The sequence below is a fragment of the Bacillus mycoides genome, from assembly GCF_000832605.1.
In the GTDB taxonomy this organism is placed as follows: domain Bacteria; phylum Bacillota; class Bacilli; order Bacillales; family Bacillaceae_G; genus Bacillus_A; species Bacillus_A mycoides.
On record NZ_CP009692.1, the window covers coordinates 1,929,685 to 1,944,307 of the forward strand.

Annotated in this window: 18 protein-coding genes; 12 read left to right on the forward strand and 6 right to left on the reverse strand. The window is 36.2% G+C overall.

The features are described from left to right. Nucleotides 1–182: 182 nt before the first annotated feature. Both BG05_RS12005 and BG05_RS12010 read left to right on the forward strand, forming a co-directional pair. Complete coding sequence (locus BG05_RS12005; RefSeq protein WP_002014843.1) at nucleotides 183–1,049, forward strand: hypothetical protein; 867 nt, start codon at nucleotides 183–185, stop codon at nucleotides 1,047–1,049. Nucleotides 1,050–1,132: 83 nt separating this feature from the next. Further along, the gene (locus BG05_RS12010) at nucleotides 1,133–1,798 is read left to right on the forward strand and encodes a potassium channel family protein (protein WP_000504033.1); all 666 of its coding nucleotides are present in this window, start codon (nucleotides 1,133–1,135) and stop codon (nucleotides 1,796–1,798) included. A 38-nt stretch (nucleotides 1,799–1,836) separates the two neighbouring features. Here the strand turns inward: BG05_RS12010 and rnjA are convergent, their stop codons facing one another. After that, nucleotides 1,837–3,504 (reverse strand): ribonuclease J1, encoded by a 1,668-nt coding sequence (gene rnjA, locus BG05_RS12015; protein WP_002033834.1) that lies wholly within the window; start codon nucleotides 3,502–3,504, stop codon nucleotides 1,837–1,839. A 4-nt stretch (nucleotides 3,505–3,508) separates the two neighbouring features. Next, nucleotides 3,509–3,721 (reverse strand): DNA-dependent RNA polymerase subunit epsilon, encoded by a 213-nt coding sequence (locus BG05_RS12020; protein WP_000576436.1) that lies wholly within the window; start codon nucleotides 3,719–3,721, stop codon nucleotides 3,509–3,511. Nucleotides 3,722–4,269: 548 nt separating this feature from the next. Between BG05_RS12020 and BG05_RS12025 the strand changes: the two genes are divergently transcribed. Next, nucleotides 4,270–5,043, forward strand: coding sequence for a Cof-type HAD-IIB family hydrolase (locus BG05_RS12025; RefSeq protein ID WP_002014845.1), 774 nt, complete (start codon nucleotides 4,270–4,272; stop codon nucleotides 5,041–5,043). A gap of 62 nt (nucleotides 5,044–5,105) precedes the next feature. On the opposite strand, the gene def is transcribed toward BG05_RS12025, so the two are convergent. Further along, the gene (gene def, locus BG05_RS12030) at nucleotides 5,106–5,660 is read right to left on the reverse strand and encodes a peptide deformylase (protein WP_002014846.1); all 555 of its coding nucleotides are present in this window, start codon (nucleotides 5,658–5,660) and stop codon (nucleotides 5,106–5,108) included. 167 nt (nucleotides 5,661–5,827) lie between these two features. Then, on the reverse strand, nucleotides 5,828–5,977 hold the full coding sequence (locus BG05_RS12035) for a YjcZ family sporulation protein (protein WP_002014847.1): 150 nt from the start codon (nucleotides 5,975–5,977) through the stop codon (nucleotides 5,828–5,830). 513 nt (nucleotides 5,978–6,490) lie between these two features. Between BG05_RS12035 and pdhA the strand changes: the two genes are divergently transcribed. The 5 genes from pdhA (at nucleotide 6,491) to BG05_RS12060 (ending at nucleotide 11,831) form a co-directional block, all read left to right on the forward strand. Beyond that, entirely contained in the window at nucleotides 6,491–7,606 is a 1,116-nt protein-coding gene (gene pdhA, locus BG05_RS12040) for a pyruvate dehydrogenase E1 component subunit alpha (RefSeq protein ID WP_000536893.1), read from the forward strand. Between the two features lie 3 nt (nucleotides 7,607–7,609). Next, nucleotides 7,610–8,587: a pyruvate dehydrogenase complex E1 component subunit beta gene (pdhB, locus tag BG05_RS12045; protein WP_000068162.1), complete on the forward strand. Its 978-nt coding sequence runs from the start codon at nucleotides 7,610–7,612 to the stop codon at nucleotides 8,585–8,587. A gap of 93 nt (nucleotides 8,588–8,680) precedes the next feature. After that, nucleotides 8,681–9,973, forward strand: coding sequence for a pyruvate dehydrogenase complex dihydrolipoyllysine-residue acetyltransferase (pdhC, locus tag BG05_RS12050; protein ID WP_002033838.1), 1,293 nt, complete (start codon nucleotides 8,681–8,683; stop codon nucleotides 9,971–9,973). 5 nt (nucleotides 9,974–9,978) lie between these two features. Next, on the forward strand, nucleotides 9,979–11,391 hold the full coding sequence (lpdA, locus tag BG05_RS12055; protein ID WP_002014851.1) for a dihydrolipoyl dehydrogenase: 1,413 nt from the start codon (nucleotides 9,979–9,981) through the stop codon (nucleotides 11,389–11,391). 212 nt (nucleotides 11,392–11,603) lie between these two features. Next, complete coding sequence (locus BG05_RS12060; RefSeq protein ID WP_002088334.1) at nucleotides 11,604–11,831, forward strand: hypothetical protein; 228 nt, start codon at nucleotides 11,604–11,606, stop codon at nucleotides 11,829–11,831. Between the two features lies 1 nt (nucleotide 11,832). Here the strand turns inward: BG05_RS12060 and BG05_RS12065 are convergent, their stop codons facing one another. After that, nucleotides 11,833–12,225: a DUF1885 family protein gene (locus BG05_RS12065; protein WP_002128879.1), complete on the reverse strand. Its 393-nt coding sequence runs from the start codon at nucleotides 12,223–12,225 to the stop codon at nucleotides 11,833–11,835. A 134-nt stretch (nucleotides 12,226–12,359) separates the two neighbouring features. Between BG05_RS12065 and BG05_RS12070 the strand changes: the two genes are divergently transcribed. The 4 genes from BG05_RS12070 to BG05_RS12085 all read left to right on the forward strand — a co-directional run bounded on the left by BG05_RS12070 (nucleotide 12,360) and on the right by BG05_RS12085 (nucleotide 13,341). Continuing rightward, nucleotides 12,360–12,656 carry a DUF3055 domain-containing protein gene (locus BG05_RS12070; protein ID WP_000462037.1) on the forward strand — a complete coding sequence of 99 codons (297 nt, stop codon included), beginning with the start codon at nucleotides 12,360–12,362 and terminating at the stop codon, nucleotides 12,654–12,656. A 195-nt stretch (nucleotides 12,657–12,851) separates the two neighbouring features. Further along, the gene (locus tag BG05_RS12075; RefSeq protein ID WP_000536778.1) at nucleotides 12,852–12,980 is read left to right on the forward strand and encodes a GapA-binding peptide SR1P; all 129 of its coding nucleotides are present in this window, start codon (nucleotides 12,852–12,854) and stop codon (nucleotides 12,978–12,980) included. Between the two features lie 59 nt (nucleotides 12,981–13,039). After that, entirely contained in the window at nucleotides 13,040–13,168 is a 129-nt protein-coding gene (locus BG05_RS12080; RefSeq protein WP_002033839.1) for a GapA-binding peptide SR1P, read from the forward strand. Nucleotides 13,169–13,212: 44 nt separating this feature from the next. Continuing rightward, nucleotides 13,213–13,341, forward strand: coding sequence for a GapA-binding peptide SR1P (locus tag BG05_RS12085; RefSeq protein WP_000536785.1), 129 nt, complete (start codon nucleotides 13,213–13,215; stop codon nucleotides 13,339–13,341). Nucleotides 13,342–13,378: 37 nt separating this feature from the next. Here BG05_RS12085 and BG05_RS12090 read toward each other — a convergent pair whose 3' ends face one another. Then, nucleotides 13,379–14,209 carry a protein-glutamine gamma-glutamyltransferase gene (locus tag BG05_RS12090; protein ID WP_003191107.1) on the reverse strand — a complete coding sequence of 277 codons (831 nt, stop codon included), beginning with the start codon at nucleotides 14,207–14,209 and terminating at the stop codon, nucleotides 13,379–13,381. Between the last annotated feature and the right edge of the window lie 414 nt (nucleotides 14,210–14,623).

Here is a 14,623-nt window from a genome sequence, read left to right on the forward strand (position 1 = left end):
CATACAAATGAGTAAAGTTAAATTTGACGTCTTAATAATGAGCAGGGGGTTTTTAGCCACTGCTCATTATTAATTATTGCTAATAGGGAAGATAATTATTTAACTACCCTATATATGTTTACTTTTAGTATGAAAAGTGTGTAAAATCAATGTGATACATAGAAAAAAGGGTGGGGAATTACGTGCAAATTAGCAGTGCGATTTTATGTTTCGTCTTATATGCATATGTTATTATTGCGGCGGTTTATTTTGGGATAAGTTTTTACGCCTATCGTTTAGCAAATAATAGTGAATATGAAGAAACATACAAATGGGTGAAAAGATATTTGTCACCTGTACTAGAAATTATGAATGGATTTGTTCTTTTTTTATTTATTGGATTAATTGCTTTCTCAACGAGTTTAGTAGGGAATAAGACTACGTTATTTGTACTAGGTATCATTATTTTTATGCTATTAGGAATTCGGATTGGTAATACGGTGTTTTGGAACGAAAGGAAAATAGATGGTTGGACAGGGATGTTTATTCCATGTATGTTAGCTGCAATTGTGACGAATATAGAACATGAATATTATCAATTACATTTTTGGCTTATCATTGTTTTAACAATCCTCTCTGTTTTGTATATAAGTACTGTCGTGCTAACATACATCGCAAATGAAAAAGGAGATGCAAAAGGTGCGCACTTCTTTAGAGGGCGTGCATTATTATGGAGTGTGCCGACGATGGCAGTTATAGGAATTATTGCGATATTAGTAAATGGATATCAATTTACTAATTGGCAATTGTTTTTAGAAACTTGGTGGATCTTCATTGTTTCGCTTGTAGCTTTTTTAGGCGCAACACATTATTTATTCCATCAACATCATTACATATTGGCACTGTTATTCGCATTTACACAACTTTTATTTGCTTTTTTCGGACAAGAAACGCTATTGTTCGTCTTTGAAACATTTAGTTCATTTGGAAATATATTTGTATTTGGTATGTTAATTTTCGGTATCGCGTTTTATTTACAACAGTATTTTTATATGCAAAAACAAAAATAAGAAGTATATACAGGTTTTTGTAGCGAATTTAAAGTATGTTACAATAAAAGTACATAGTATTTGATGTTATTGGAGGAATTCCTGTGGGCGAAAAAGAGAAAGAATTTGCTGTTATTGGGCTTGGCCGTTTTGGTGGAAGTATTTGCCGTGAATTAGCTCAATTAGGTATGGAAGTAATGGCAATTGACTCAGATGAGGATAAAATTAATGAGTTTGCAAATATAGCTTCGCATGCTGTAATTGCAGATTCAACAGATGAGATGGTATTAAAAAGTCTTGGTATTCGTAATTTTGATCATGTAGTCGTTGCTATTGGAGATAATTTGAATTCAAGTATTTTAACAACGTTAATTTTGAAAGAATTAGGTGTGAAAAATATTACTGTAAAAGCTCAAAATGACTATCATGAAAAAGTGTTAAGTAAAATAGGGGCAGATCATATTGTGCATCCAGAACGAGATATGGGAAAAAGGATTGCTAATAATATCGCATCAAGTAATGTGTTAGATTACCTAGAGCTTTCAGATGAGCATAGTATTGTAGAGATTATCGCAAATAAAAAAATTGATGGGCACTCTTTAATTGAATTAGATATTCGTGCGAAGTTTGGTTTGAACATTGTAGCAATTAAACGTGGAAAAGAAGTTATCGTATCTCCTCGAGCTACAGAAAATGTTCAGGCGGGAGATATATTAATTGTAATTGGTCATGACGATGAAGTAGATCGTTTTAAGCATTTTTTAAGATAAGAGAAAAGGACAATGCCGAGGAGGCATTGTCCTTTTTCTTATATTTCCATAATGATTGGTAAAATCATTGGACGACGTTTCGTTTTTTCGTATAGGAATGGTGCTAATGTGTCTGTAATCTCATTTTTAATTTCAGACCATTGTGTTGTTTTTCGCTCCATTACTTTTTCTAAATGTGTTGTAATTAATGTTTGAGCATCGTTGATTAAATCGCTGCTTTCACGCATATAAACGAAACCACGCGAGATGATATCAGGTCCTGCTGCAACTTTAAATTCTTTCATATCAATGCTTACAACTACAATAACAAGTCCTTCTTCAGAAAGAATGCGACGATCACGTAATACGATATTACCGATATCTCCAATACCATTTCCATCGATATAGACAGAGCCAGATGGGATTTTCCCAGCTACGCTTGCTTCATCAGAACGTAAAGCAAGAACATCTCCATTATCCATAATGAAACAATTTTCTTCTGGAATACCACAATCATTCGCTAATTTCATATGCATACGTTGCATACGATATTCACCATGAATTGGCATGAAATATTTCGGCTTAATAAGACGTAGCATTAACTTTTGTTCTTCTTGTCCACCGTGTCCACTCGTATGAATATTTGAGAGTTTACCATGGATTACATCAGCACCAGCGCGGTACAACATGTTAATTGTACGACTTACACTAATTGTATTGCCTGGGATTGGTGAAGAAGAGAAAACAACTGTATCGCCAGGGATAATTTGAATTTGACGATGTGTACCATTGGCAATACGTGAAAGTGCTGCCATCGGTTCCCCTTGACTACCTGTACATAACATAACAACTTTATTAGCTGGTAGGCGGTTTAGCTGAGCTGTGTCTATGAATGTATCCTTTGGACACCGGATATAACCAAGGTTTTGTCCGATTTCAATAGCCGCTTCCATACTTCGACCGAATACAGCTACTTTACGATTGTTTTCAACAGCAGCCTCAACAACTTGTTGTAAGCGATGGATATTCGATGCAAAGGTTGCGAATATAATACGACCGTCTACTTTGCGGAATATATCTTGAATACTATCACCAACGCGGCGCTCAGACATCGTAAAGTTTGGCACTTCACTGTTTGTACTATCAGATAAGAGACAAAGTACACCGTCTTTTCCGATTTCGGCCATTTTTGTTAAATCTGCTGGCTCACCTACTGGTGTGAAATCAAATTTGAAATCACCTGTATGAACGACTTGTCCTTGAGGTGTTTTCACAACAACTCCGTATGAATCCGGAATACTGTGAGTTGTACGGAAGAAGGAAACAGATGTCTTTTTAAATTTAATAACATCATCTTCTTGAATTTCATAAAGTTTTGCTTTACGAAGTAATCCGTGCTCTTCTAATTTGTTTTTTATTAGGGCAATTGCTAATTTTCCACCGTAAATTGGAATGTTTACTTGACGTAATAGATAAGGAATTCCACCGATATGATCTTCGTGACCATGTGTAATGAATAACCCTTTAATTTTATCTTCGTTTCGCACAAAATAAGTGTAATCTGGTATTACATAATCGATCCCGAGGAGTTCGTCTTCTGGAAATTTAATTCCAGCATCAATTATAATAATTTCATCTTGAAATTGAACAGCATATGTATTTTTACCGATTTCACCAAGACCACCGAGTGCAAAAACGGCAGCTTGATCATTTTTTAGGAATTTCATATGACTATACGATCTCCGCTAATATTAAATCAGCGTTTTGTTTTTCATATTCAAGATGAGCACCAGTAACAGACTGAACGAACTCGATATTATATGCGAACTTATTTAATTTTTTACGAACATCCTTTTGAGACGTAGCCTCTAAATATAAAACTTTTGTATTTTCACGTACTGGGACCTCAGTTAATTTTTCTTGATAAAATACTTTAAAAATCATTGGGAAAACCTCTCCTTGTCTATGTTTTGCATTATCTGTTACTTATTATAAAGCAAACAGTCACGATTTTCATGTTTTTTCGAATGAGAATGAAGAAAAAGCCCGAAATGGGCACAATTTAAGCGATTGTCTTCTTACGGACTAAATCGTTTAAATAACGCTTGAGCTTTTTCTTCAGCTTCTTCAGCATGATTACTCCTTCCTTTCCTTATTTAAAACATGCATATTACTAATGATAACTCTGTCTCCCATACAAGAAAGAAGATTAGAAGTGAATAGTGAATCTTGTTCTTTTTAGTATAGTGTAAGTTATCTTGTAGTAACGATTAGTAGCCGTTAGTTATAGATATAGTATGAGGAAGAATAGAAAAGAAAATTCATCCGAACAAGTATCCACATTTTTTCACTAATAGTATATGCACATTTCATAAATAAGGTCAGAAAGTGAACGCTTTCTTCACAGATGTTTAATATGTTATACTTTTTTTTGAAATTTGAAAAGTGATAATCAAAATAGGAATATAGAGTGCCAGAAAGGATTTTGACAAATGAATGATAAAATTGTCTTTTTTGATATTGATGGAACATTATTAGATCATGATAAGAAAATTCCGCAATCTACAAGAGATGCAGTAAGAGATTTACAAGAAAAAGGTGTGCATGTAGCGATTGCAACAGGGCGTGCGCCATTTATGTTTGAAGATATTCGTGAGGAACTCAATATACATAATTATGTTAGTTTTAACGGGCAGTATGTTGTATTTGAGGATGAGGTATTATTTAATAATCCATTACATCCTGATGCTCTACATAAGTTTACTCAGTTTGCAAAACAAGAAGGATATCCACTTGTATATCTTGACCATCAAGAAATGAGAGCGTCAGTGGAATATCATGATTATGTAAAAGAAGGTTTTGGAAGCTTACAATTCGAGCATCCGGCATATGAACCTGATTTTTATGAGAAACGCGATATTTATCAAACGCTTCTTTTTTGTGAAGTAAACGAAGAAGAAAAGTTTATTCATCATTATCCAGATTTTCATTTTATACGCTGGCATGCATATTCAATGGATATTATCCCTAATGGTGGTTCTAAGGCAAAAGGGATTGAGAAGTTTATTGAGAAAATAGGATTTAATCGTGAACAAGTATATGCATTTGGGGACGGATTAAATGATTTAGAAATGATTGAAGCAGTAGGAACGGGCATTGTGATGGGGAATGGTCATGAGGATTTGAAAAAACTTGCTAATTATGTGACAAAAGATGTTAATGAAGACGGTATTTATCACGGATTAAAGTGGGCTGGCTTGTTATAAGTAAGTGTGGAACCCATTTCACATAATAAAAAGGCGGAAGATTAACTTCCGCCTTTTTACTATTATCGCTCGAGAGGTTTTGAATCATCGGGAGCCACAAATGGATTGTCTTTATTAATATGGTCATAGAACATAACACCGTTTAAATGGTCGATTTCATGTTGGAATACAATTGCTGGTAAACCTTTTAATCGCAGTTTTACGTCTTCACCGTTAATCGTTGTTGCCTTTACTGTAATTCTCGTGTAACGAGGGACATAACCAGGTACTTCACGGTCTACAGATAGACAGCCTTCACCATTTTGTAAATATGTACGTTCAACAGAATGACTAATGATTTTTGGGTTAAATAATGCGTAGCTATATAACGTATCGTTCGTATCAGTTACATGAACCGCAATCATTTTCTTTGAAATACCGATTTGCGGAGCCGCTAATCCGATTCCGGGGCGTAAATTATATTTTTCAGCCATTTCAGGGTCCTGGCTATTTATTACAAATTCAATCATTTCTTTAAGAGTATTTGTATCTTCCTCGCTAGCAGGTAAGGAGACCTCTTCTGCGACGTCGCGCAAAATAGGATTTCCTTCACGAATTACCTCATTCATTGTAAGCATATGTAATCTCTCCTTTCTCCTTTAGTCTACCAAAGGAGATAAAAAAAGTCATCGGCAAGTAAGGAAGAGCTACTTGGAAACAAATCTTCTACAGATAAGTTATGTAATAAAAAGAAAAGACGGCAAAGCCGTCTGTTTCTTTCCATAGTTGTTTCATTTTACATTAATTAGCGAATGCAAGCAGCACCAACGATAATTAAAAGGATAAACAACACAACGATTAAGGCGAAGCCGCTTCCAGATCCGCCACAAGAACCGCCATAACCGTAGGAAGGATATGAACAAGTTGTTGGATAGCAATATGAGTATCCGTACATGAGATGACCTCCTTTATCATTTCCCGCTAATACTGCGGTTACTATAATGTATGGAGGAATGATCAGAAATGTATAGGTATTTACCTATAAAAGGAAGAAGTGTTTGTATAATTTTCTTGAGAAGAGAGAAAAACTAAGGAGAATTAAATCGTTTACATATTATTCTAAGAGAAAAAATAAGTTAAAAAGGGAATAATATAACAGCAGGTTATTGCTTACTAATACAGATGTGAAAAATAAAAACACGTTTGTGTAGAGGAAACCGGCATATTATTTATAAAAAAACGTATTCAAAGTAATTGACATCGTAATTAGAATAGTTGTAAACTAAAAAACGTGATCAAGATTGTATTAATATGTTTTTGAAAAAACATTAGTACAGATTGTTAGGTACACAAAATTATTCTCAACCGACAAACAAATTTGTTGGTTTACATTGTTGCGCTTTCAGTCTAGCTAATAGATAGTGAAAGCGTTTCAGAATATGGTTCAAGAGAGGAAGAGGTGAACGGAATGGGTACTAAAACAAAAAAGACCCTATTTAATGTTGATGAGCAAATGAAAGCTATCGCAGCTCAATTTGAAACATTACAAATTTTAAATGAAAAAGGCGAAGTTGTGAATGAAGCAGCTATGCCTGAATTATCTGATGATCAATTAAAAGAATTAATGCGCCGTATGGTGTATACTCGCGTACTAGATCAACGTTCTATTTCTTTAAACCGTCAAGGACGTTTAGGTTTCTACGCACCAACTGCTGGACAAGAGGCTTCTCAATTAGCAAGTCATTTCGCACTTGAAGCAGAAGATTTCATCTTACCAGGATATCGTGACGTTCCACAATTAGTGTGGCACGGTCTACCATTATACCAAGCATTCTTATTCTCTCGTGGACATTTCATGGGTAACCAAATGCCTGAGAATGTAAATGCACTTGCTCCACAAATCATTATCGGTGCGCAAATCATCCAAACTGCTGGTGTTGCGTTAGGTATGAAATTACGTGGTAAAAAATCTGTTGCAATTACTTACACTGGTGACGGTGGTGCTTCACAAGGTGACTTCTACGAAGGTATGAACTTTGCGGGTGCATTCAAAGCTCCAGCAATCTTCGTTGTACAAAACAACCGTTATGCAATCTCTACTCCAGTAGAAAAGCAATCTGCAGCTAAAACTGTAGCACAAAAAGCAGTAGCAGCAGGTATTTACGGAATTCAAGTAGACGGTATGGATCCATTAGCTGTATACGCAGCAACTGCTTTCGCTCGTGAGCGCGCAGTAAATGGCGAAGGTCCTACTTTAATCGAGACTTTAACATTCCGTTATGGTCCACATACAATGGCTGGTGATGACCCAACTCGTTACCGTACAAAAGATATCGAAAACGAATGGGAACAAAAAGATCCAATCGTACGCTTCCGTGCATTCTTAGAAAACAAAGGCCTATGGTCTCAAGAAGTTGAAGAGAAAGTTATCGAAGAAGCAAAAGAAGATATCAAACAAGCAATTGCTAAGGCTGACCAAGCTCCAAAACAAAAAGTTACTGATTTAATGGAAATCATGTACGAAAAAATGCCTTACAACTTAGCTGAACAATATGAAATTTACAAAGAAAAGGAGTCGAAGTAAGCCATGGCTCAAATGACAATGATTCAAGCAATCACTGATGCTTTACGCGTTGAAATGAAAAATGATCCTAACGTACTTGTGTTTGGTGAAGACGTTGGTGTAAACGGCGGAGTATTCCGTGCTACTGAAGGTTTACAAGCTGAATTCGGTGAAGATCGTGTAATGGATACTCCACTTGCAGAGTCTGGTATTGGTGGACTTGCAGTTGGACTTGCACTTGAAGGCTTCCGTCCAGTTCCAGAAATCCAATTCTTCGGTTTCATTTATGAAGTAATGGATTCAGTTTCTGGTCAATTAGCTCGTATGCGTTACCGTTCTGGTGGACGTTGGACTGCTCCAGTAACAATTCGTTCTCCATTCGGTGGTGGTGTTCATACTCCTGAACTACATGCTGATAGCTTAGAGGGATTAGTGGCACAACAACCTGGTCTAAAAGTTGTTATTCCATCTACTCCATACGATGCAAAAGGTCTTTTAATCTCTGCGATTCGTGACAACGATCCAGTTATCTACTTAGAGCATATGAAATTGTACCGTTCATTCCGTCAAGATGTACCAGAAGGTGATTACACAATTGATTTAGGCAAAGCTGACATCAAACGTGAAGGTACAGATGTATCTGTTATCGCTTATGGTGCTATGGTTCATGCTGCATTAAAAGCTGCTGAAGAACTTGAAAAAGAAGGTATCTCTTTAGAGGTTGTTGACTTACGTACAGTTCAACCATTAGATATCGAAACAATCATCGCTTCTGTTGAAAAAACAGGCCGCGTAGTTGTAGTTCAAGAAGCTCAAAAACAAGCTGGTATTGCAGCTAACGTTGTAGCGGAAATTAACGACCGTGCAATCTTAAACTTAGAAGCTCCAGTTGTACGTGTTGCAGCTGCTGATACAGTATTCCCATTCTCTCAAGCTGAGAGCGTATGGTTACCAAACCATAAAGATATTGTTGAAGCTGTTAACAAAGTAATGAACTTCTAATTTTTAGTTTTTCATGTGCAAAAGAAATCAGCACATGCTGGTTTCTTTTGTACATATTCCATAATAATGAAATGAATCAGGGGGCTGAATTCCGTGGCATTTGAATTTAAACTACCAGATATCGGTGAAGGTATCCACGAAGGTGAAATCGTAAAATGGTTTATTAAACCAGGCGATGAAGTAAATGAAGATGATGTACTTCTTGAAGTACAAAATGATAAAGCAGTAGTAGAAATCCCTTCTCCTGTTAAAGGTAAAGTACTTGAAGTACTTGTAGAAGAAGGAACAGTTGCAATTGTAGGAGATACATTAATTAAATTTGATGCTCCTGGATACGAAAACCTTAAATTTAAAGGTGACGATCATGATGAAGCTCCAAAAGCTGAAGAAGCAGCAGTAGAAGCTCCAGCAGCGGAAACTACTCCAGCAGCAACTGCAGAAGTAGTAAATGAGCGTGTAATCGCTATGCCATCTGTTCGTAAATATGCTCGTGAAAAAGGTGTAGATATTCATAAAGTAGCTGGTTCTGGTAAGAACGGCCGTGTTGTGAAAACTGACATCGATGCATTTGCAAATGGTGGACAAACTGTAGCAGCAACTGAGGCTCCAGCAGCAGTAGAAGCTACTCCAGCAGCAGCAGCGAAAGAAGAAGCACCAAAAGCACAACCAATCCCAGCTGGTGAATATCCAGAAACTCGTGAGAAAATGAGTGGTATCCGTAAAGCGATTGCGAAAGCAATGGTTAACTCTAAGCATACAGCTCCTCACGTAACATTAATGGATGAAGTAGATGTAACAGAACTTGTTGCTCACCGTAAGAAGTTCAAAGCTGTTGCAGCTGACAAAGGTATTAAATTAACTTACCTTCCATACGTTGTAAAAGCTTTAACATCTGCATTACGTGAATTCCCAATGTTGAATACTGCTTTAGACGATGCTTCTCAAGAAATCGTTCATAAACATTACTTCAACATCGGTATCGCAGCTGATACAGACAAAGGTCTATTAGTACCAGTTGTTAAAGATACAGATCGTAAATCTATCTTTACTATTTCTAACGAGATCAATGAACTTGCTGGTAAAGCACGTGATGGTCGTTTAGCTCCAACTGAAATGAAAGGTGCTTCTTGCACAATTACAAACATTGGTTCTGCAGGTGGACAATGGTTCACTCCAGTTATCAATCACCCAGAAGTAGCAATCCTTGGTATCGGCCGTATCGCTGAGAAACCAGTTGTGAAAAACGGTGAAATCGTTGCAGCTCCAGTATTAGCATTATCTCTAAGCTTTGACCATCGTTTAATTGACGGCGCAACTGCTCAAAAAGCATTAAACCAAATTAAACGTCTATTGAATGACCCACAATTATTAGTAATGGAGGCGTAATAACAATGGTAGTAGGAGATTTCCCAATTGAATTAGATACAGTCGTTGTTGGTGCAGGTCCTGGTGGATACGTTGCGGCAATTCGTGCAGCACAATTAGGTCAAAAGGTAGCGATTATTGAAAAATCTAACCTTGGTGGCGTATGCTTAAACGTTGGATGTATTCCTTCAAAAGCGTTAATCAATGCAGGTCATCGTTATGAGAATGCAATGCATTCTGATGACATGGGTATCACTGCAGAGAACGTAAAAGTTGACTTTACAAAAGTTCAAGAATGGAAAAACGGCGTAGTTAAGAAATTAACTGGCGGTGTTGAAGGCCTTCTTAAAGGTAACAAAGTTGAAATCATTCGCGGTGAAGCTTACTTCGTAGATGCTAACACATTACGCGTAATGACTGAAGATGCAGCACAAACTTATACGTTTAAAAATGCTGTTCTTGCAACTGGTTCTACACCAATCGAAATTCCAGGATTCAAATACTCTAAACGTGTTATCAACTCTACAGGCGCTTTAAGCTTACCTGAAATTCCTAAAAAACTTGTTGTAATCGGCGGCGGTTACATCGGTATGGAATTAGGTACTGCATATGCTAACTTCGGTACAGAAGTTACTGTAGTAGAAGCTGGCGACGAAATCTTAGCTGGTTTCGAAAAAGCTATGAGCTCTGTTGTTAAACGTGCTCTACAGAAAAAAGGTAACGTAAATATCCATACAAAAGCTATGGCTAAAGGCGTTGAAGAAACAGAAACTGGCGTAAAAGTTAGCTTTGAAGTTAACGGTGAAATCCAAACTGTAGAAGCAGATTACGTATTAGTAACTGTAGGTCGTCGTCCAAACACTCAAGAAATCGGTCTTGAGCAAGTTGGAATTAAAATGACTGACCGTGGCATTATCGAAATTGATGAGCAATGCCGTACAAATATTTCAAACATCTATGCAATCGGTGATATCGTTCCTGGACCACCATTAGCTCACAAAGCTTCTTACGAAGGTAAAGTAGCTGTTGAAGTAATTAGTGGCCATGCATCAGCAATCGATTACATCGGAATTCCTGCAGTATGCTTCACTGATCCAGAATTAGCATCTGTTGGTTACACTAAGAAACAAGCTGAAGAAGCAGGAATGACAGTAGCTGTATCTAAGTTCCCATTCGCTGCAAACGGTCGTGCGTTATCATTAAACAGCACTGACGGTTTCTTACAACTTGTAACGCGTAAAGAAGATGGTCTTCTTGTAGGCGCGCAAGTTGCAGGTGCAGGTGCTTCTGATATTATCTCTGAGATTGGTTTAGCTATCGAAGCTGGAATGACAGCTGAAGATATCGCTCAAACAATCCATGCTCACCCAACATTAGGTGAAATCACAATGGAAGCAGCTGAAGTTGCTCTTGGAATGCCAATTCACATTGTAAAATAATTTAAGTAATGTAAATACCCCATCTCTTATTTAAAGAGATGGGGTATTTTTATTTTCATAAAATGACTTGCAAGGTCTTTATATGTACTTGTCGAATGAATATATAATACTTTAAATGAACCGTTAGCATATATGCCGTTATATAATATGTAATTGATTCAAACTTAATCCCATATATTAATAAAATAGAGCATGTCAAAGGAGAAGGTTCCATGAGAATATTACATGTTATATTTTATCATTTTCTATTATGGAGTGGTTTTTCCATTGTATTAACATTATCGAATGGTGATAAGTTTCATTATAAAGTAATTCTCTTTTTCGTATTTCTTTATTTGGCATATGTGATTGCATGTTTTGTATTACACGTAAGAAAGCAGGCATTATTCCTTACGTGTTCAAATTGCATACTTTTTTTAATCATATTCTCTATTTTTTAAATTAACGTTTATAGAAATACATTGTTCTTCCATTAAATAGTTGTAACTCTCCTTCTAATTTCTTCGCTAGAAAACGGCTAAATTCATTTGCTTTTCCTTTATCACCAAATGTTGCTGTAGTAGGCAAAGAAACCTGAATAAAAGATTGTTCCTTTTCTATTCCAATCCCAACATAAATAGAATCATATCGATCGTGACTCGATTGGAGTTTTAATGTTGTTGCTGATGTATCTAATATTTCATAAGGAAAAGCTGTATTTGTATAAGCATAATTAATTTGATTACCAGTCTTGGAAGTAACGGTTTTATAGTTATGAAAAAGGTGTTTAACATCTTCTATTGAAACAGATTGTTGATTGGATTTAGGTACAAGTGTGATAAAGGCGTGTTGCATACAAATTCCCCCTTAGCTTAGTAGAATAATATCATTCTACATCCTACTGAATTTTTTGACAATTAAAAGGAGTATTACTTTTTTTGTTTAATATATTAATGAGTAGGAAGTGTTATTTAGAAAGGTGGAAACTCATGTTTGAAAAATTGTATGATGAGCATGAAAGTGTGAAGGTACGATTTTTAGGATTTATGACGCATGATACACGTTATGATTTTGGAGTTATTTATACAAATATGTTTTTTGGAAAGCCACTTATTGTTTGTATGCAAACAGGGAGATCTACTTTGCTTGGGAGAGATGATGTAGAAAATGTTCCATATATACAGGAAACTTTTAAGTTAGGATCGGAAGAGGAGGCGGAGGAGTTAGCTCAATTTTTTAAATTTCTTGTTCCGTCTACTTCTTTGCATGCGGAGTATGAAGAATAATTAACAAGAAACAGTCGTACGTATGAGATATGGCTGTTTTTTTGTGTTAATATCGCATACTAATTTAATTTTAAAATATTTAATGTGTTATACTAAAAACCTATTGACGTAAAAAGTATAACATATTAAAATAAAGACAGAAAGTTAAGCGGTTACAAAAGTTTTTGGGATTATAAACTTAGGGGGAAATGAAAAATGGGAACAATCGTATGTCAAGATTGTGAAGGTACAATTGCACACTTCGAGGATGAGAAAGTAACGGTACTTTACGGGAAATGTGGATCTTGCGGATGTGATCACACAGAACATACAAAAGCCCAATAATTGATAGGAAATTGACAGCTAAAAGTTTTTAGGACCATAAACTTAGGGGGAAATGAAAAATGGGAACAATCGTATGTCAAGTTTGCGAAGGAACAATCGGACATTTTGAGGATGAGAAAACGACAGTACTTTATGGGAAATGTGGTTCCAATTGTGACTGTGCTAGTAGAGACAATGCGAAAGCTTAATCATATATAAGTAGATTATTCTTAAAAATCAGGGGGAAATGAAGATGGGAACAATCGTATGCCAAGTTTGTGAAGGAACAATCGCACATTTTGAAGATGAAAAATCAACAGTACTTTATGGGAAATGTGGATCTCATTGCGAATGTGACCATAAAGAACATACAAAAGCTTAATAATTAAGAAAAAACGCCTACACATGTAGGCGTTTTTTTAATAGATTGTAGTTGTATGTCCGACTGTTGCAACAATTGCATCATCTCTAATAGGAATAAATCCAATTGATGTTTGTGGCGTGTTAGGAGGGGCATGTTGACTCATCATACGGCTATCAATACGAGTAATAAAATCGGTTAAATAAGCTGAAATAAAAGCATAAGGGATCCTTCGTTCATTTAATGAATAAATAATTTCCTCTTTCGTTTTTACGCCTACGCCATGTCCGTAAAAAAAGAAGTTTCCTAGATAGATTGTATTTTCTCCTTGCCACTCAATCGTAGCTGGATTAACTTGTGGGTTTTTAAAGTAAACGAGGTCACCTGGAACGATATCGCCACTCGTTTTTGTTATGAGCTTTAAGTCGCGATCGTAGTCCCATGTATAAAGTAAGAGGTTTGCGAATAGACGGTTGAAAGTTTTTTCCTCATATAATGATAGTAATGCTTTGTAAAAAATGATAATCATTGCGGTGGCACATTCAGTTCCATATAGTTTTCCGTTTTTAAAAATATCTTGGATGGCAATGGAAGGGGCTATGTTTGGAAGTAGTTGAAATCCGCCAAGTGATGTTCTTTCCCAAAACTGAGGATTGCAAAAAGATTGTTGAAACGTACGAAACTGAAATCCACTTTGAAAAAGTTCTAGCGCGGAAGTAATAATATTAACTCGTAAATTAAGATCAAAGCTGAGTTCATCGGCTGTTCGGAAGGAATAAACTTCTTGATTTCCCGCCATTATGGATAAAATCTGTTGTTTTTCAGCTGCAAATGGCTCATATTCATTTGTGATATAAGGGTGTACAATAGAACGGCCTATCACAATCATAATGGTATCCCCACCTATACGTTACAGATTTCGCGATACGGGAAAGCCTATATTGGACTTTAGACATAGGATGAAAGTATCGCTTTTTCATAGAAAAACATTTATCCCGCTATTTGCGGGCAGTAAGAATTCCACCTCAAAATTCGGCTGGAGCCCTGCTGCCCGTAAACGCCCGATTGGTGAAGGCTAATAATCAGTGGGGATGAACAAAACTCCACTGATTAAAGTTTCACTTTATATTTTGGTAGACTTTAACTACAGACAAGTACAAGTCTTTAAAACGCCAATGTGTTCTTTGAAAAAAGATAGCATAGGGAGTTCGATAGCCGAATTCAAGCTATCGGTAAAATGATATGTGTCGTCAAGAACAAGACGCTAAAACACCTGAACACGAATCTGTACGGTATGGTATAA